Annotated in this window: 6 protein-coding genes, 4 tRNA genes and 6 rRNA genes; 2 read left to right on the top strand and 14 right to left on the bottom strand. The window is 40.7% G+C overall.

Annotated elements, in window-relative coordinates:
- Positions 1–6: 6 nt before the first annotated feature.
- A complete protein-coding gene (locus tag ACKX2A_RS14725; RefSeq protein ID WP_415325492.1) occupies positions 7–885 on the bottom strand; it encodes a DMT family transporter in 879 nt (292 codons plus the stop codon).
- Positions 886–1,585: 700 nt separating this feature from the next.
- On the opposite strand from ACKX2A_RS14725, the gene ACKX2A_RS14720 reads away from it, so the two are divergent.
- Both ACKX2A_RS14720 and ACKX2A_RS14715 read left to right on the top strand, forming a co-directional pair.
- A complete protein-coding gene (locus ACKX2A_RS14720) occupies positions 1,586–3,214 on the top strand; it encodes an acyl-CoA carboxylase subunit beta (RefSeq protein ID WP_415325491.1) in 1,629 nt (542 codons plus the stop codon).
- A gap of 415 nt (positions 3,215–3,629) precedes the next feature.
- On the top strand, positions 3,630–4,100 hold the full coding sequence (locus tag ACKX2A_RS14715) for a VanZ family protein (protein ID WP_415325490.1): 471 nt from the start codon (positions 3,630–3,632) through the stop codon (positions 4,098–4,100).
- A 66-nt stretch (positions 4,101–4,166) separates the two neighbouring features.
- Here the strand turns inward: ACKX2A_RS14715 and ACKX2A_RS14710 are convergent, their stop codons facing one another.
- The 13 genes from ACKX2A_RS14710 to ACKX2A_RS14650 form a co-directional block, all read right to left on the bottom strand.
- Complete coding sequence (locus ACKX2A_RS14710; protein WP_415325489.1) at positions 4,167–5,606, bottom strand: AAA family ATPase; 1,440 nt, start codon at positions 5,604–5,606, stop codon at positions 4,167–4,169.
- Positions 5,607–5,668: 62 nt separating this feature from the next.
- Positions 5,669–6,790 carry a vWA domain-containing protein gene (locus tag ACKX2A_RS14705; RefSeq protein WP_415325488.1) on the bottom strand — a complete coding sequence of 374 codons (1,122 nt, stop codon included), beginning with the start codon at positions 6,788–6,790 and terminating at the stop codon, positions 5,669–5,671.
- Between the two features lie 250 nt (positions 6,791–7,040).
- Positions 7,041–7,910 carry a ThuA domain-containing protein gene (locus tag ACKX2A_RS14700; RefSeq protein ID WP_415325487.1) on the bottom strand — a complete coding sequence of 290 codons (870 nt, stop codon included), beginning with the start codon at positions 7,908–7,910 and terminating at the stop codon, positions 7,041–7,043.
- Between the two features lie 286 nt (positions 7,911–8,196).
- Positions 8,197–8,305, bottom strand: a 5S ribosomal RNA gene (rrf, locus tag ACKX2A_RS14695).
- Between the two features lie 125 nt (positions 8,306–8,430).
- Positions 8,431–11,183, bottom strand: a 23S ribosomal RNA gene (locus ACKX2A_RS14690).
- A gap of 158 nt (positions 11,184–11,341) precedes the next feature.
- Positions 11,342–11,415: transfer RNA gene (locus tag ACKX2A_RS14685), tRNA-Ala, on the bottom strand.
- Between the two features lie 80 nt (positions 11,416–11,495).
- Positions 11,496–11,569 (bottom strand) — tRNA-Ile (locus ACKX2A_RS14680).
- A gap of 215 nt (positions 11,570–11,784) precedes the next feature.
- A 16S ribosomal RNA gene (locus ACKX2A_RS14675) occupies positions 11,785–13,301 on the bottom strand.
- Between the two features lie 1,418 nt (positions 13,302–14,719).
- Positions 14,720–14,828 (bottom strand): 5S ribosomal RNA (gene rrf, locus ACKX2A_RS14670).
- Between the two features lie 125 nt (positions 14,829–14,953).
- Positions 14,954–17,706 (bottom strand): 23S ribosomal RNA (locus ACKX2A_RS14665).
- Positions 17,707–17,864: 158 nt separating this feature from the next.
- Positions 17,865–17,938 (bottom strand) — tRNA-Ala (locus tag ACKX2A_RS14660).
- A gap of 80 nt (positions 17,939–18,018) precedes the next feature.
- Positions 18,019–18,092, bottom strand: a tRNA-Ile gene (locus ACKX2A_RS14655).
- A gap of 215 nt (positions 18,093–18,307) precedes the next feature.
- Positions 18,308–19,824 (bottom strand): 16S ribosomal RNA (locus ACKX2A_RS14650).
- Together the 16S, 23S and 5S rRNA genes with 4 tRNA genes alongside form the textbook arrangement of a ribosomal RNA operon.
- Between the last annotated feature and the right edge of the window lie 437 nt (positions 19,825–20,261).

Here is a 20,261-nt window from a genome sequence, read left to right as displayed (position 1 = left end):
TGATGCTTAATTTAATGTTTTCTGTTTTCTAGCTTTTATTAATCCATTAGCAATGATTGCCAGTATCATAACTCCTGAAGCGATATAAAAAATCGGACTCATATGTTCTGATTCCCCAAAGATAAAAAAAGCTAGTATAATTCCGTAAACTGGTTCTAAATTAACTGTTAAAATTAGTGTAAAAGGCGAGATATACTTCATCAGATTTACCGATTCCAGCATCGGAAAAGCTGTGAAAACACTTGCCAATAAGCATATTAACGCAATATCGCGGTAACTTATTTCATTCATCTGAAAAATTTGTCCTGAAAACAAATAAAATATCATTAAAATGAACCAACCCGAAAATATTTCATAAAAAATAATATTTCCTGAACTTGTTTTTCCGAACATCTTTCCGTTGAAAACCGAAAATATGGTTCCAAAAATTGCGCAGAGAACACCATAAAAAATTCCTTCTTTGTATTGAAATTCTGTTTTGAATATCAATAAAATACAAGCAACAATCACCACTCCCATTACCACTTCCGAAATATCAATCTTTCGTTTAAAAATCAAAGGTTCTAAAATCGATGCAAATAAGGTTGATAATGATAAACAGCTCAACGCAATCGAAACATTCGAAATTTTAATGGAATGAAAGAAACAATACCAGTGAAGCGCCATCGAAAAGCCGATTGCAGCCAATTGGAAAAATACTTTCTTCGAAACCTTAATACTGTCTTTTTTGAAAACTCTGATGTAAACAAAAAGACAGATCGCCGCAAACAACATTCTGTAAAAAACAAGAATCTCCGCATTCGCATGAATCAGTTTTCCCAAAATTGCCGTAAATCCCCATAAAAAAACAATCAAATGCAATCTGAAAAGAGCCAATTTATGCATATCCTACCTTCTTTTTATTTTTTGCAAATTTAACAAATAGCTTTTACAAATCCTGCAATAATTTTGTGTAATAACTATGATTTTTTTGAGAAAATTTTGCTTTTCAAATTATTTTTAAAAACTAATCAAGAGTTTTTTAAGCATAGAACAAATATTTAATAATCAATAATTTAAATTTTTGTATTCCTTTTATAAGCGAAGCGGCTTTGCCTAGCTTAAAAACGTAATTCATTAAGTAAAAAACTTTGTTTAGCCTTGCGATAATTTTTAAACGCAAATAAAGTAAGACAAAGATCATTTTAAATTGTACTTGAAAAATTCAAAGATATACAAAGACATTTCACTTATTTTTTGAAAACTAGGCTTAAGAATTTTAAAAATTAAAACAAATAAAGATGAAATAAATTATTTTTGAATTGAATAAAAAAAGGCAACAAAAAAACCCTGAAAATTTGTTCAACTTTCAGGGCCTTCAAATAATAAACTATTAAAAAAATAAACTAGGAACTTAGAGTAAAGTGTTGAGAATTCACTCTCACTTTCTCTAGTGTAAAGTTAGCAAAATACACACCAAAAAAAATATTTTTTTTGTTAAATATTTCATAAATTTCTGAAAACCAATTTATTAAACAGTTGTTTATATCAATTTTCATTCCATACAAAAAATAGTATCTTTAAGCGGAAAAAATTGAAAACTTTTATGGACATTGAATTCAACAAAAGAGAAGATCAGAACAGATTAAAACTATCCGAAATCAATCGCCTGCTTACAGACATCAAAAAAGGAGGAGGCGAAAAAAGGCTTCAAAAGCTGCGTGAAGAAGGAAAAATGACGGCAAGAGAAAGAATTGAATATCTTCTTGATAAAGATTCAGATTCCATAGAAGTCGGTGCTTTTGCCGGATATGAAATGTATGAAGAACACGGCGGTTGTCCAAGTGGCGGTGTTGTTGTGGTAATCGGATATGTTTCGGGAAGACAATGTATCGTTGTTGCCAATGACGCTTCTGTAAAAGCCGGAGCTTGGTTCCCGATTACTGGAAAGAAAAACCTCAGAGCGCAGGAAATTGCAATGGAAAACAGACTTCCCATCATCTATTTAGTAGATTCTGCGGGAGTTTATTTGCCAATGCAGGACGAAATTTTCCCTGACAAGGAAATGTTCGGAAGAATCTTCAGAAATAATGCTAAAATGAGTTCCGCCGGAATCGTTCAAATATCTGCTGTTATGGGTAGCTGTGTTGCTGGTGGAGCGTATCTCCCAATCATGAGCGATGAAGCAATGATCGTTGAGGGAACGGGTTCTATTTTCCTTGCAGGAAGCTATTTGGTAAAGGCTGCGATTGGAGAAAGTATAGATAATGAAACTTTGGGAGGAGCAACTACACACTGCTCAATCTCAGGAGTTACCGATTATAAAGCTAAAGATGATAAAGATGCTTTGAACAGAATTAAAAACATCATGAAATCTTTAGGAAGCACTGATAAAGCTGGTTTCGACAGAATTGAAAGTGCCCAGCCAAAAGAAAAGCTGGAAAATATTTTCGGGATTATGCCGGTTTCAAGAGCTGAGCAATATGATACTTATGAAATTATTAAATGTTTGGTTGATAATTCAGAATACGAAGAATACAAACCAGATTACGGAAAAAGCATCATCTGCGCAACAGCCAGAATCGACGGTTGGTCTGTGGGAATCGTTGCTAACCAAAGAAAACTGGTCAAAAGCGGAAAAGGTGAAATGCAGTTCGGAGGGGTAATTTATTCTGATTCTGCGGATAAAGCAACGAGATTTATTGCTAATTGTAATCAGAGAAAGATTCCTTTGGTTTTCTTGCAAGACGTGACTGGTTTCATGGTTGGTTCAAAATCCGAACACGGTGGAATCATTAAAGATGGTGCGAAAATGGTAAATGCCGTTTCGAATTCTGTGGTTCCAAAATTCACAATTATTACCGGAAATTCTTACGGTGCAGGAAATTACGCGATGTGCGGAAAAGCTTACGACCCAAGATTGATCGTAGCTTGGCCGTGGGCAGATCTTGCGGTAATGGGCGGTGCTCAGGCTGCAAAAGTTTTGGCACAAATTCAAGAATCTACTTTGAAAAAACAAGGAAAAGAAATTTCAGAGGAAGAGCACAAGGAAATCTTAGATACCATTACAAAAAAATATCAAAAGCAAACAGAAGCAACGTATGCTGCCGCAAGACTTTGGACGGATGCAATCATCAATCCTGTTGATACCAGAAAATGGATTTCTATGGGAATTGAAGCTGCAAACCATTCTCCGATTACTGAGAAATTTAATTTGGGAGTTATTCAGGTTTGATAATTGATAATTGATAATTGATTACAGATAAATAAAAAGATGTGGAAAAGTTTTCTACATCTTTTTTTGTGTTGTTTTGGATCCTTTAGAGATAAATTTTTGTATAGATTTTTCGAATCTTCTACATATTGACTATCGCCATAGCCCCGATTGAAGCATTTGTTTGAGCTCATTTTATTGGTTTCGGGGCGGCGCGGCTTTGCCGCGCCGCCCCGAAACCAATAAAATAGCGAGTGCGGAAAGCGGGATTAAGCTTCAAAAAAAATTAATAGGATGATTAGCTGTTAAAAAATAATAATTAATGGTAAAGTTTCAAAATGTGGTAGGATAAGGTCAAATTTTTGCTGTCAAAGTAAACTTAAAAAAACTAGTAAGCACTACAAACTATTTTTATTACTAATCCTAAAGGAAACCTATGAAAAGAAAATTTGCAGTATGTATTGCCCTTTACACCGTTATTTTGTTGTACATGATGTTTTACGCCTCGGGACGCGAACCTTCTGAAATATCTTATTTACAGCTAAAACCTTTTATTACGATCCATCATTTTTTTAGCGATCAGCATATTAATATTCAGGCATTCTTTGTCAATATTTTTGGAAACTTATTTTTGTTTTCGCCTTTCGGATGGTTAGGACTTTGCATTAAAAAATTCAATCGTTTTATTCCTATTACATCATTTTTCATCATAGCAATAAGTATCATCGAAACAGCCCAATATATCACAGGAAGGGGTGTTGCAGACATCGATGATGTTTTTCTAAACACATTTGGAATGCTGATCGGGTTTATAATTTTTAAATATGCGACGTGGAAAAATATTGCCAATATTAAATTTCACTTTCATTTATTTGAAGATAAAAAAGTAATTTTAAAAACAACTTAATTTCAGTCAATAGAAAAGGCTCAGATATTTAAATCTAAGCCTTTTTTTATCTTTATTATTTTAAAATTAAGAAAAGAAAACTCCTGTTCTGAATCTTTCTTTATTCAGTTTTTTATTCACTGCCAATCCCCAAAGGATAAATTCTTTCAAGAATAAAATATCTTCAGGATTTGTATCTGGTTGATATTTTTCTATAATTTCATCGAGCGGAGTAATTTTGTTTAAATTTTTAGCATAAATTTCATCCGCAGATTCATCTGTAATTTCCAGGAATCCATCGTCTTCCAAAAACCAATCGGTAATTTGGCTAAATGGCCCATCTATATTTTTCTTCTCCAATTTTTCCACTTTCGGGAAGTAAGAAGTGAATAAAGTTCTCACCGCATTATCTATCAATAACTGAGCAACAGCTTCTGCACCTTCTTGCTCGCCTTCATAAACCAATTCCACTTTACCCGTAATTGCAGGAATAACACCAACAAAATCACTCAATCTTACCGAAGTTTTTTCTTCGCCTGTCAATAAAGCTCGACGTTCTGCGGTACTCAATAAATTTTCAAAAGCCGTGATGCTCATACGTGCACTCACACCACTTTTTGAATCAACATATTCGCTTTCACGAGCTTCAAAACCGATTTGCTCCAAAAGATCATGCGCCAAAGCCGGAACATACACTCCATTTTTCTGACGGCTGTCTAAATTCGATTCATACTTTGTAATTTCTTTTGCAATATGAATATTTTCGGGATAATGCGTTAAAATTTGAGATCCGATTCTGTCCTTCAACGGAGTTACGATGCTTCCTCTGTTTGTATAGTCTTCAGGATTCGCAGTGAACACAAACTGAATATCCAAAGGCATTCTCACCTTAAATCCACGAATCTGAACATCACCTTCCTGTAAAATATTGAACAAAGAAACCTGAATTCTCGCCTGAAGATCCGGTAATTCATTAATGACGAAAATACAACGGTTTGCTCTCGGAATCATTCCAAAATGAATTACGCGATCGTCTGCATAAGAAAGTTTGAGATTGGCAGCTTTAATGGGATCTACATCACCAATCAAATCGGCAACCGTTACATCTGGGGTTGCTAATTTTTCGAAAAATCTTTCATCGCGGTGAAGCCATTCAATGGGTGCATTTTCACCTTCTTTTTCAATTAATTCTTTTGCGAAACGAGAAATCGGATTAAACGGATCATCATTGATTTCGCTTCCTTCAACAAAAGGAATCCATTCATCCAATAAGCTCGTCATCATTCTTGCCAGTCTTGTTTTTGCCTGACCTCTCAATCCTAATAAGTTGATGTTGTGACGACTTAAAATTGCGTGTTCCAATTGGGGAATTACTGTATTTTCATATCCGAAGATCCCTTCAAAAACAGACTCTTTATTAAGGATTTTTATTCTTAAATTATCTCTTAGTTCGTCTTTAATGTTTTTAGTTATATATCCTGATTTCTTTAACGAACCTAGTGTTTTTATATCTGGCTTTGCAGTCATTGTATTTAAAATGTAATTTATAATATTTGATTTAATGCTTTTTAAACATTAAAATTAAATTTTTAACGAATTCTTTTCTTACGGTTGGTTTCATAATCTTCGAAAATCATATGTCCTAATCCGTTAAGTCCTGTATAAAAGGCTTTCCCCTGATTGGCTTCTGTAAATTCTCTCACAAAATGTTGCAAATAAGGATCCTGAGCAATCATAAAAGTCGTTACCGGAATATGTAATCTTCGCGCCTGAGCTGCCATATTGTAACATTTCTGAACAACATAATCATCCAAACCATAAGAATTCATGTAATAAGTACCGTCGGGTTCGCGCACACAACTTGGCTTTCCATCCGTAATCATGAAGATTTGTTTATTGGTATTTCGTTTTCTGCGCAAAATATCCATCGCCAATTGAAGTCCTGCAACCGTATTCGTATGATAAGGACCAACCTGTAAATAAGGCAGTTCCTGAATTTTTACCGGCCATGCATCATCTCCAAAAACAATAATATCCAAGGTATCTTTCGGATAACGAGTCGTGATTAATTCTGCAAGTGCCATCGCTACTTTTTTCGCAGGAGTGATGCGGTCTTCACCATATAAAATCATGCTGTGGCTAATGTCGATCATCAAAACCGTACTCATCTGAGATTGATGAATACTGTCTTCTACGATCAGATCATCCTCAGTTAAATGGAAATCTCCGATTCCATTATTGATTTGGGCATTTTTCAGACTTTCCGTAATAGAAATTTTTTCAACAGGATCTCCAAAACTATAATTTCGAAATTCTCCCGTCGTATCTTCACCCGTTCCGCTTTTGTTGGTTTTATGATTTCCGTTTCCGCTTTTCCCTAGATTTCCGAAAATTTGGTTAAGCGCCTGTTTTCGGATATTTTGTTCCATTTTTGCACTTAGACGAATACCATTGCCATTTCCTGTAGGATCAACTTCTTCACGAATATATCCTTTTTTCTTAAGATCTTCGATAAAATCCTCTATAGTATAGTCTGGTGTAGTCAATTGATATTCCTGATCCAGCATGTGAAGCCAGTCTATCGCTTCATCAAAATCACCTGAAGTATGGGTCAACAGATCTGTGAAAATTTCCAGCAACCTATCAAAAACTGATAATTCCGGCGCCTTGTAAGTTTCAAATCTAAACCCTCTCACAATATGCTCTTTCATAACATAAAGTTACAACATAAATTGGGAGATATTTGAGAGATTTCGTCTATTTTAATTTTTATGAATAGAAATAATAACTCAAAATTTCAAAGTTAATACCATGAATTTTTATAGCAACTTAATCCCTCTTCTCGTGTATGCTGCTCGAATCGAAGTACTATATCTTTTTGCCAATGCAGGACTAGGGTTGAAATAGTAATCGTTAGCATAAGAATTCATTATGAACGATGCAAAGCAATTTAAGAAAGCATCAATGAGCATCAAATCTTTTTCTCTTCTCCTTCGCTAAAAGATAAAGTGCATTTATAATAAAATCAGAATACTCTTTACTTTTAAAGGTTAAAGATAAAGTCCTCACAGAATCTTTTTCATATAGATGCTCATAATCCATGTCATTATGCCCAATATTGGAATAGATCATATTATAATTTTTATTTTTCCAGATAACTGGATAAAAACCTTCCGTCCAAATTTCATGTTTTTTAGGTCCTGTTCCAAGAGGAAAACTTCTTTCATCAATTGCGTAAAGAATTTCTATATCTTTATTTTTTCTGAGATCATTTTTCCATGCATACCACTCATTAGGTTCTGTTTGTACAAATTTTTCTGAACTAAATTTATTTTTAATAATCCTTTTTAATATAGCTGAAGTTGGTCGCCAAGTATTGCTTTTGTATTCTCCCGAACCAAGAAAAGTATTGTGATACCATTTCCAATTATTTTCATAAGCAGATTTCTCTAATGCAAAAGCAGCAAAATGAAATCCTATCCAACTACCACCTTTCTCCATATACTGTTGAAAACTATACCTTTGATTAGCATCTTCTGGACGAGTATCTAAAAACATCACAATATCATATTTTGATAATTCATTAAAAGTCATCTTACTCCAATCATTTGTTGATTGATACCCAAATCCTTTGACCTTACTTATAGAATCGAAATAATTATTAGCCTCCTTCACATAACTAATGTGTGCCATATCATTCTTTGCGTTATAAAAAGCTAAAATTTTAAAGTGAAAATCTCCATTTTCTAAATTTTGCGATTTTATATTATTGAATAAGACAGTAATAAGAAAAATAAATAGAATAACTTTTCGAATCTTTAAGCTATGCATTACAATTTTTAATTAAAAATATGATTAAACTTATAAATAACAAAATAATATATTAATAATTGGAGAGTACGAAACGGCGCTTCAACCCAAGGCAAGATAAATTCCTATCAAAAATCATAAAGTCAGGGTCATAAAAACATCTAGCATCTAGCATCTAGCATCTAGCATCTAGCATCTAGCATCTAGCATCTAGCAAAAATAAATGATATAGATTGTTTGAGTTTTCATTTCAGTTTATTGCAAAAAAAAGTCTCATAGAACTTAATCTATGAGACTTTTAAATAAAAACTGGCGGCGACCTACTCTCCCGCTATTCGCAGTACCATCGGCGCTGGTGGGCTTAACTTCTGTGTTCGGAATGGGAACAGGTGAGCCCCACCGCTAAAACCACCCTAAAGGTTGTATATAGCTGTTGGCTATTGGCTTATTGCCATTGGCCATTAGCGTTTTATCGGTAAATTTCATCACAAAGGCAAAACCAAGGCTGCACTTATAAGGCTTGTTTTAATAATAACCAATAGGCTATAAATCTACGGGTAATTAGTACTACTCGGCTATGCTGTTACCAACTTTACACCTGTAGCCTATCAACGTGGTCATCTCCCACGACCCTTAAAAGATGTCTCATCTTGAGGCGAGTTTCGCACTTATATGCTTTCAGTGCTTATCTCTTCCAAACGTAGCTACTCAGCGGTGCACCTGGCGGTACAACTGATACACCAGAGGTTTGTTCAATTCGGTCCTCTCGTACTAGAATCAAGCCCTCTCAAACATCTAACGCCCGCAATAGATAGAGACCGAACTGTCTCACGACGTTCTGAACCCAGCTCGCGTGCCACTTTAATGGGCGAACAGCCCAACCCTTGGGACCTTCTCCAGCCCCAGGATGTGACGAGCCGACATCGAGGTGCCGAACCTCCCCGTCGATGTGAGCTCTTGGGGGAGACTAGCCTGTTATCCCCGGAGTACCTTTTATCCTATGAGCGATGGCCCTTCCATACGGAACCACCGGATCACTATGTCCTGCTTTCGCACCTGATCGACTTGTTGGTCTCACAGTCAAGCACCCTTATGCCATTACACTCTACGCACGGTTACCAAGCGTGCTGAGGGTACCTTTGAAAGCCTCCGTTACTCTTTTGGAGGCGACCACCCCAGTCAAACTACCCACCACGCAATGTCCTTCTAAAAGAAGTTAGGCTCCAAGTAAGTAAAGGGTGGTATTTCAACGTCGGCTCCACAAACACTAGCGTGCCTGCTTCAAAGCCTCCCACCTATCCTACACATTACTTACTCAAAGTCAATACGAAGTTATAGTAAAGGTTCACAGGGTCTTTTCGTCCCATTGCGGGTAATCGGCATCTTCACCGATACTACAATTTCACCGAGCTCGTGGCTGAGACAGTGCCCAGATCGTTACACCATTCGTGCAGGTCGGAACTTACCCGACAAGGAATTTCGCTACCTTAGGACCGTTATAGTTACGGCCGCCGTTTACTGGGGCTTCAGTCAAACGCTTCGCTTACGCTAACGCCCTTCCTTAACCTTCCAGCACCGGGCAGGTGTCAGACCCTATACAGCATCTTTCGATTTAGCAGAGTCCTGTGTTTTTGATAAACAGTCGCCTGGGCCTCTTCACTGCGGCCAGCATTGCTGCTGGCGTCTCTTCTTCCGAAGTTACGAGACTATTTTGCCTAGTTCCTTAGCCACGACTCACTCGAGCACCTTAGGATTCTCTCCTCGACCACCTGTGTCGGTTTTGGTACGGGTTGCTTCACTTCGGCTTTTCTTGGATCCGATTTCACTATAACAGCTTCGCCCGAAGGCTAGGCCTTGACACTTCCGTCCGTCTTCAATAGCTACGTCGAACCGTCCCCTTTTTAGTGTGAGCAAGTATGGGAATATTAACCCATTGTCCATCCACTACCCCTTTCGGGTTCGCGTTAGGTCCCGACTAACCCTCAGCTGATTAGCATGGCTGAGGAAACCTTAGTCTTTCGGTGAGGGGGTTTCTCGCCCCCTTTATCGTTACTTATGCCTACATTTTCTTTTCTGTCCGCTCCACAATACCTCACGATACTGCTTCGGCGCAAACAGAATGCTCTCCTACCAGATGTATTAATACAAATCCATAGCTTCGGTAATATGTTTATGCCCGATTATTATCCATGCCGGACCGCTCGACTAGTGAGCTGTTACGCACTCTTTAAATGAATGGCTGCTTCCAAGCCAACATCCTAGCTGTCAATGCAGTCCAACCGCGTTGCTTCAACTTAACATATATTTGGGGACCTTAGCTGTTGGTCTGGGTTCTTTCCCTCTCGGACATGGACCTTAGCACCCATGCCCTCACTGCCGCAGAACATTTATTAGCATTCGGAGTTTGTCAGGAATTGGTAGGCGATGAAACCCCCGCATCCAATCAGTAGCTCTACCTCTAATAAACTCATTTGCGACGCTGCACCTAAATGCATTTCGGAGAGTACGAGCTATCTCCCAGTTTGATTGGCCTTTCACCCCTACCCACAGGTCATCCGAAGACTTTTCAACGTCAACCGGTTCGGTCCTCCACTTTGTGTTACCAAAGCTTCAACCTGCCCATGGGTAGATCACAAGGTTTCGCGTCTAATCCTACTAACTATCCGCCCTATTCAGACTCGCTTTCGCTCCGGCTCCGGACCTGAAGTCCTTAACCTCGCTAGTAAAATTAACTCGTAGGCTCATTATGCAAAAGGCACGCCGTCACCCAACTTGTGGGCTCCGACCGCTTGTAGGCGTACGGTTTCAGGTTCTATTTCACCCTTCTATTCGAAGTGCTTTTCACCTTTCCTTCACAGTACTTGTTCACTATCGGTCTTTCAGGAGTATTTAGCCTTGGAGGATGGTCCCCCCATATTCAGACAGGATTTCACGTGTCCCGCCATACTCATTTATCATCTATATATACCTTTCGAGTACAGGATTATCACCTTCTATGATTGTTCTTTCCAGAACATTCCTCTAAATATATATAGACTTTTGGGCTAATCCGCTTTCGCTCGCCACTACTTACGGAATCTCTTCGATTTCTTTTCCTCCGGGTACTTAGATGTTTCAGTTCTCCGGGTTTGCTCCTCTTACGAGGTGACAGGTCTTCAACCTGCCGGGTTGCCCCATTCGGACATCTCGGGATCTATTCGTGTGTGCCAATCCCCCGAGCTTTTCGCAGCTTACCACGTCCTTCGTCGCCTCTGAAAGCCTAGGCATCCGCCATACGCCCTTAACGATTTCTTTCCTATTTTTAGGTTACTCAAGCACTTATAAGTGCTCGGTTTTCTCTTTGTGATGTCTTTACCGTTAATGTCAATGATCTTAATGTCTTCTTTTTGGTTTAGTAAACAATTGTTGTTTTTGGCTCCAATCGTCACTTTTAAACTAAACCTCCAAAACTGTGGAGAATAAGGGAGTCGAACCCTTGACCTCCTGCGTGCAAGGCAGGCGCTCTAGCCAGCTGAGCTAATTCCCCTCTAGTGCTTTTAGCTTTTGGCTTTTTGCTATTGGCTTTTGGCCAGAAGCTAGTCGCTAATTGCTATCCGCTTTAATTAGTAGTCTCGGGCAGGCTCGAACTGCCGACCTCTACATTATCAGTGTAGCGCTCTAACCAGCTGAGCTACGAGACTTTGTTTTTAGTTCGTGGTTGTCGGTTTTTAGTCGATAGTAAACTATCTTCTAATTGCTAACCTCTAACTTCTTACTAAAATCTCTTCCCTTTACTAATTTCTAGTGGGTTTTGTATTTTTTTATATATCAACCAAACAAAAAACTAAAGCTTTACTTTGAAGTAAGTACAGTGTGTCTAGGACACTAATTTTGTTTTACGTCTTAAGACGCTCTAAAATGAGATGTTCCAGCCGCACCTTCCGGTACGGCTACCTTGTTACGACTTAGCCCTAGTTACCTGTTTTACCCTAGGCAGCTCCTGTTACGGTCACCGACTTCAGGTACCCCAGACTTCCATGGCTTGACGGGCGGTGTGTACAAGGCCCGGGAACGTATTCACCGCGCCATGGCTGATGCGCGATTACTAGCGATTCCAGCTTCATAGAGTCGAGTTGCAGACTCCAATCCGAACTGAGACCGGCTTTCGAGATTTGCATCCTATCGCTAGGTAGCTGCCCTCTGTACCGGCCATTGTATTACGTGTGTGGCCCAAGACGTAAGGGCCGTGATGATTTGACGTCATCCCCACCTTCCTCTCTACTTGCGTAGGCAGTCTCACTAGAGTCCCCAACTCAATGATGGCAACTAGTGACAGGGGTTGCGCTCGTTGCAGGACTTAACCTAACACCTCACGGCACGAGCTGACGACAACCATGCAGCACCTTGAAAAATGTCCGAAGAAGGATCTATTTCTAAATCTGTCATTTCCCATTTAAGTCTTGGTAAGGTTCCTCGCGTATCATCGAATTAAACCACATAATCCACCGCTTGTGCGGGCCCCCGTCAATTCCTTTGAGTTTCATTCTTGCGAACGTACTCCCCAGGTGGCTAACTTATCACTTTCGCTTAGTCTCTGAATCCGAAAACCCAAAAACGAGTTAGCATCGTTTACGGCGTGGACTACCAGGGTATCTAATCCTGTTCGCTCCCCACGCTTTCGTCCATCAGCGTCAGTTAAGACATAGTAACCTGCCTTCGCAATTGGTGTTCTAAGTAATATCTATGCATTTCACCGCTACACTACTTATTCCAGCTACTTCTACCTTACTCAAGACCTGCAGTATCAATGGCAGTTTCATAGTTAAGCTATGAGATTTCACCACTGACTTACAGATCCGCCTACGGACCCTTTAAACCCAATAAATCCGGATAACGCTTGCACCCTCCGTATTACCGCGGCTGCTGGCACGGAGTTAGCCGGTGCTTATTCGTATAGTACCTTCAGCTTTCCACACGTGGAAAGGTTTATCCCTATACAAAAGAAGTTTACAACCCATAGGGCCGTCGTCCTTCACGCGGGATGGCTGGATCAGGCTTGCACCCATTGTCCAATATTCCTCACTGCTGCCTCCCGTAGGAGTCTGGTCCGTGTCTCAGTACCAGTGTGGGGGATCACCCTCTCAGGCCCCCTAAAGATCATTGACTTGGTGAGCCGTTACCTCACCAACTATCTAATCTTGCGCGTGCCCATCTCTATCCGCCGGAGCTTTCAATATCAACTGATGCCAGTTAATATATTATGGGATATTAATCTTCCTTTCGAAAGGCTATCTCCCAGATAAAGGCAGGTTGCACACGTGTTCCGCACCCGTACGCCGCTCTCAAGATCCCGAAGAATCTCTACCGCTCGGCTTGCATGTGTTAGGCCTCCCGCTAGCGTTCATCCTGAGCCAGGATCAAACTCTCCATTGTATGTTTGTTCTTGACTCACTCAAAGTTTTTTTAACGCTTTAGTTTTTCCTTACTTGGTTGTTATATTGTATTTCAATGAACTTCGTTCTTTCGCTTTTTAACGGGACAATCTTTCTGTCAGTGTCACCCCGTATTTGCGTGTGCAAAAGTAATAACTTATTTTTAATTGACCAAATCTTTTTAAAGATTTTTTAAAGTTTTTTGATGACCTTAATTCTCTTTATTTCCACTCCGTCAATCTCACTCCTGCTCCCCGTTTTACCGTACTGCAAAGATACAAAACTTTTCTAATCTCACAACTTTTTATCTAATTTAATTTTGCAATTAGCTTAAATAAAATTGTGTTTGATGTAATCGTTTGTTATCTAAAAGTGTTTCTTGTTATTGGCCTTGTTTTAGGCTCTTCTGCGCTTCCTACTTCCTCTCGTTTTCAGTGGGGCAAAGATAGGTTCTTTACTTAATACCAAACAAGTTTATTTAACATAAAATTAAAATAGAATCGCAATTGTGGGAAACTTTGATATCTAACTTATTGGTTTGTTTTATATTAAAAGGTTATTCATACTTATCCACATTGATGAAATAGTGTTTTAGTGTTTTAGCGTTTTAGCGTTTTAGCGTTTTAGTGTTTTAGTGTTTTAGTGTTTTAGTGTTTTAGTGTTTTAGTGTTTTAGTGTTTTAGTGTTTTAGTGTTTTAGTGTTTTAGTGTTTTAGTGTTTTAGCAAAATTAAAGCATATAGAGAATTTCAAAAAAATTCAGATATTTTTGATTAATTTTTTTATAATTTTAAATTGAATGTAAGAGACGTAAAATAATCGGCGGACTTGATCCCTTAAAAGTAATTCTACTTTTTAAATAAAATACAGGAATATATATTATTCTGATAATCTCTCGCAGATTTTGCAGAGAGCGCAAATTTTTATACTGATTTTAAATTTTATTTTCTTTCTTTATTAATCTCTATACAGTTTGTACTTTGGAGGATCCAGACTGGTTGCTTCAAATATAAAATGAATATTATATTAACCATGAAATAAGATTTAAGATCTTAAGTCATATTAAAAAACATCAAAGATATTCTAAAAAGTAAGATCGTTGCATTATTTAAGGAGATGGCTTTCTTCCATCAGAACAGCACAGACGGCTTCGGTATCGTAATGATACAAAATACAAAACTATCTTCTGTGATTAGCAGACCGCCCCTACGGGGCTCGTGATCTCTGCATCACATTGTAATGCTATTACCAGTTCGCTCCTCCGGAGCTCTATTTCAGGCAATAGGCAATAGGCAATAGGCAATAGGCAATAGGCAATAGGCAATAGGCAAAGATAAATCTTTGAGTTTTGAGCCCGGATTTCTTCAGTTTATTGCAAAAAAAAGTCTCATAGAACTTAATCTATGAGACTTTTAAATAAAAACTGGCGGCGACCTACTCTCCCGCTATTCGCAGTACCATCGGCGCTGGTGGGCTTAACTTCTGTGTTCGGAATGGGAACAGGTGAGCCCCACCGCTAAAACCACCCTAAAGGTTGTATATAGCTGTTGGCTATTGGCTTATTGCCATTGGCCATTAGCGTTTTATCGGTAAATTTCATCACAAAGGCAAAACCAAGGCTGCACTTATAAGGCTTGTTTTAATAATAACCAATAGGCTATAAATCTACGGGTAATTAGTACTACTCGGCTATGCTGTTACCAACTTTACACCTGTAGCCTATCAACGTGGTCATCTCCCACGACCCTTAAAAGATGTCTCATCTTGAGGCGAGTTTCGCACTTATATGCTTTCAGTGCTTATCTCTTCCAAACGTAGCTACTCAGCGGTGCACCTGGCGGTACAACTGATACACCAGAGGTTTGTTCAATTCGGTCCTCTCGTACTAGAATCAAGCCCTCTCAAACATCTAACGCCCGCAATAGATAGAGACCGAACTGTCTCACGACGTTCTGAACCCAGCTCGCGTGCCACTTTAATGGGCGAACAGCCCAACCCTTGGGACCTTCTCCAGCCCCAGGATGTGACGAGCCGACATCGAGGTGCCGAACCTCCCCGTCGATGTGAGCTCTTGGGGGAGACTAGCCTGTTATCCCCGGAGTACCTTTTATCCTATGAGCGATGGCCCTTCCATACGGAACCACCGGATCACTATGTCCTGCTTTCGCACCTGATCGACTTGTTGGTCTCACAGTCAAGCACCCTTATGCCATTACACTCTACGCACGGTTACCAAGCGTGCTGAGGGTACCTTTGAAAGCCTCCGTTACTCTTTTGGAGGCGACCACCCCAGTCAAACTACCCACCACGCAATGTCCTTCTAAAAGAAGTTAGGCTCCAAGTAAGTAAAGGGTGGTATTTCAACGTCGGCTCCACAAACACTAGCGTGCCTGCTTCAAAGCCTCCCACCTATCCTACACATTACTTACTCAAAGTCAATACGAAGTTATAGTAAAGGTTCACAGGGTCTTTTCGTCCCATTGCGGGTAATCGGCATCTTCACCGATACTACAATTTCACCGAGCTCGTGGCTGAGACAGTGCCCAGATCGTTACACCATTCGTGCAGGTCGGAACTTACCCGACAAGGAATTTCGCTACCTTAGGACCGTTATAGTTACGGCCGCCGTTTACTGGGGCTTCAGTCAAACGCTTCGCTTACGCTAACGCCCTTCCTTAACCTTCCAGCACCGGGCAGGTGTCAGACCCTATACAGCATCTTTCGATTTAGCAGAGTCCTGTGTTTTTGATAAACAGTCGCCTGGGCCTCTTCACTGCGGCCAGCATTGCTGCTGGCGTCTCTTCTTCCGAAGTTACGAGACTATTTTGCCTAGTTCCTTAGCCACGACTCACTCGAGCACCTTAGGATTCTCTCCTCGACCACCTGTGTCGGTTTTGGTACGGGTTGCTTCACTTCGGCTTTTCTTGGATCCGATTTCACTATAACAGCTTCGCCCGAAGGCTAGGCCTTGACACTTCCGTCCGTCTTCAATAGCTACGTCGAACCGTCCCCTTTTTAGTGTGAGCAAGTATGGGAATATTAACCCATTGTCCATCCACTACCCCTTTCGGGTTCGCGTTAGGTCCCGACTAACCCTCAGCTGATTAGCATGGCTGAGGAAACCTTAGTCTTTCGGTGAGGGGGTTTCTCGCCCCCTTTATCGTTACTTATGCCTACATTTTCTTTTCTGTCCGCTCCACAATACCTCACGATACTGCTTCGGCGCAAACAGAATGCTCTCCTACCAGATGTATTAATACAAATCCATAGCTTCGGTAATATGTTTATGCCCGATTATTATCCATGCCGGACCGCTCGACTAGTGAGCTGTTACGCACTCTTTAAATGAATGGCTGCTTCCAAGCCAACATCCTAGCTGTCAATGCAGTCCAACCGCGTTGCTTCAACTTAACATATATTTGGGGACCTTAGCTGTTGGTCTGGGTTCTTTCCCTCTCGGACATGGACCTTAGCACCCATGCCCTCACTGCCGCAGAACATTTATTAGCATTCGGAGTTTGTCAGGAATTGGTAGGCGATGAAACCCCCGCATCCAATCAGTAGCTCTACCTCTAATAAACTCATTTGCGACGCTGCACCTAAATGCATTTCGGAGAGTACGAGCTATCTCCCAGTTTGATTGGCCTTTCACCCCTACCCACAGGTCATCCGAAGACTTTTCAACGTCAACCGGTTCGGTCCTCCACTTTGTGTTACCAAAGCTTCAACCTGCCCATGGGTAGATCACAAGGTTTCGCGTCTAATCCTACTAACTATCCGCCCTATTCAGACTCGCTTTCGCTCCGGCTCCGGACCTGAAGTCCTTAACCTCGCTAGTAAAATTAACTCGTAGGCTCATTATGCAAAAGGCACGCCGTCACCCAACTTGTGGGCTCCGACCGCTTGTAGGCGTACGGTTTCAGGTTCTATTTCACCCTTCTATTCGAAGTGCTTTTCACCTTTCCTTCACAGTACTTGTTCACTATCGGTCTTTCAGGAGTATTTAGCCTTGGAGGATGGTCCCCCCATATTCAGACAGGATTTCACGTGTCCCGCCATACTCATTTATCATCTATATATACCTTTCGAGTACAGGATTATCACCTTCTATGATTGTTCTTTCCAGAACATTCCTCTAAATATATATAGACTTTTGGGCTAATCCGCTTTCGCTCGCCACTACTTACGGAATCTCTTCGATTTCTTTTCCTCCGGGTACTTAGATGTTTCAGTTCTCCGGGTTTGCTCCTCTTACGAGGTGACAGGTCTTCAACCTGCCGGGTTGCCCCATTCGGACATCTCGGGATCTATTCGTGTGTGCCAATCCCCCGAGCTTTTCGCAGCTTACCACGTCCTTCGTCGCCTCTGAAAGCCTAGGCATCCGCCATACGCCCTTAACGATTTCTTTCCTATTTTTAGGTTACTCAAGCACTTATAAGTGCTCGGTTTTCTCTTTGTGATGTCTTTACCGTTAATGTCAATGATCTTAATGTCTTCTTTTTGGTTTAGTAAACAATTGTTGTTTTTGGCTCCAATCGTCACTTTTAAACTAAACCTCCAAAACTGTGGAGAATAAGGGAGTCGAACCCTTGACCTCCTGCGTGCAAGGCAGGCGCTCTAGCCAGCTGAGCTAATTCCCCTCTAGTGCTTTTAGCTTTTGGCTTTTTGCTATTGGCTTTTGGCCAGAAGCTAGTCGCTAATTGCTATCCGCTTTAATTAGTAGTCTCGGGCAGGCTCGAACTGCCGACCTCTACATTATCAGTGTAGCGCTCTAACCAGCTGAGCTACGAGACTTTGTTTTTAGTTCGTGGTTGTCGGTTTTTAGTCGATAGTAAACTATCTTCTAATTGCTAACCTCTAACTTCTTACTAAAATCTCTTCCCTTTACTAATTTCTAGTGGGTTTTGTATTTTTTTATATATCAACCAAACAAAAAACTAAAGCTTTACTTTGAAGTAAGTACAGTGTGTCTAGGACACTAATTTTGTTTTACGTCTTAAGACGCTCTAAAATGAGATGTTCCAGCCGCACCTTCCGGTACGGCTACCTTGTTACGACTTAGCCCTAGTTACCTGTTTTACCCTAGGCAGCTCCTGTTACGGTCACCGACTTCAGGTACCCCAGACTTCCATGGCTTGACGGGCGGTGTGTACAAGGCCCGGGAACGTATTCACCGCGCCATGGCTGATGCGCGATTACTAGCGATTCCAGCTTCATAGAGTCGAGTTGCAGACTCCAATCCGAACTGAGACCGGCTTTCGAGATTTGCATCCTATCGCTAGGTAGCTGCCCTCTGTACCGGCCATTGTATTACGTGTGTGGCCCAAGACGTAAGGGCCGTGATGATTTGACGTCATCCCCACCTTCCTCTCTACTTGCGTAGGCAGTCTCACTAGAGTCCCCAACTCAATGATGGCAACTAGTGACAGGGGTTGCGCTCGTTGCAGGACTTAACCTAACACCTCACGGCACGAGCTGACGACAACCATGCAGCACCTTGAAAAATGTCCGAAGAAGGATCTATTTCTAAATCTGTCATTTCCCATTTAAGTCTTGGTAAGGTTCCTCGCGTATCATCGAATTAAACCACATAATCCACCGCTTGTGCGGGCCCCCGTCAATTCCTTTGAGTTTCATTCTTGCGAACGTACTCCCCAGGTGGCTAACTTATCACTTTCGCTTAGTCTCTGAATCCGAAAACCCAAAAACGAGTTAGCATCGTTTACGGCGTGGACTACCAGGGTATCTAATCCTGTTCGCTCCCCACGCTTTCGTCCATCAGCGTCAGTTAAGACATAGTAACCTGCCTTCGCAATTGGTGTTCTAAGTAATATCTATGCATTTCACCGCTACACTACTTATTCCAGCTACTTCTACCTTACTCAAGACCTGCAGTATCAATGGCAGTTTCATAGTTAAGCTATGAGATTTCACCACTGACTTACAGATCCGCCTACGGACCCTTTAAACCCAATAAATCCGGATAACGCTTGCACCCTCCGTATTACCGCGGCTGCTGGCACGGAGTTAGCCGGTGCTTATTCGTATAGTACCTTCAGCTTTCCACACGTGGAAAGGTTTATCCCTATACAAAAGAAGTTTACAACCCATAGGGCCGTCGTCCTTCACGCGGGATGGCTGGATCAGGCTTGCACCCATTGTCCAATATTCCTCACTGCTGCCTCCCGTAGGAGTCTGGTCCGTGTCTCAGTACCAGTGTGGGGGATCACCCTCTCAGGCCCCCTAAAGATCATTGACTTGGTGAGCCGTTACCTCACCAACTATCTAATCTTGCGCGTGCCCATCTCTATCCGCCGGAGCTTTCAATATCAACTGATGCCAGTTAATATATTATGGGATATTAATCTTCCTTTCGAAAGGCTATCTCCCAGATAAAGGCAGGTTGCACACGTGTTCCGCACCCGTACGCCGCTCTCAAGATCCCGAAGAATCTCTACCGCTCGGCTTGCATGTGTTAGGCCTCCCGCTAGCGTTCATCCTGAGCCAGGATCAAACTCTCCATTGTATGTTTGTTCTTGACTCACTCAAAGTTTTTTTAACGCTTTAGTTTTTCCTTACTTGGTTGTTATATTGTATTTCAATGAACTTCGTTCTTTCGCTTTTTAACGGGACAATCTTTCTGTCAGTGTCACCCCGTATTTGCGTGTGCAAAAGTAATAACTTATTTTTAATTGACCAAATCTTTTTAAAGATTTTTTAAAGTTTTTTGATGACCTTAATTCTCTTTATTTCCACTCCGTCAATCTCACTCCTGCTCCCCGTTTTACCGGACTGCAAAGATACAAAACTTTTCTAATCTCACAACTTTTTATCTAATTTAATTTTGCAATTAGCTTAAATAAAATTGTGTTTGATGTAATCGTTTGTTATCTAAAAGTGTTTCTTGTTATTGGCCTTGTTTTAGGCTCTTCTGCGCTTCCTACTTCCTCTCGTTTTCAGTGG

Origin of the sequence: Chryseobacterium sp. MMS23-Vi53, from assembly GCF_047651245.1 — a bacterium.
In the GTDB taxonomy this organism is placed as follows: Bacteria; Bacteroidota; Bacteroidia; order Flavobacteriales; family Weeksellaceae; genus Chryseobacterium.
The sequence above is the reverse complement of the archived record's forward strand: the minus strand, read 5'-3'. Positions and strand labels throughout refer to the sequence as shown.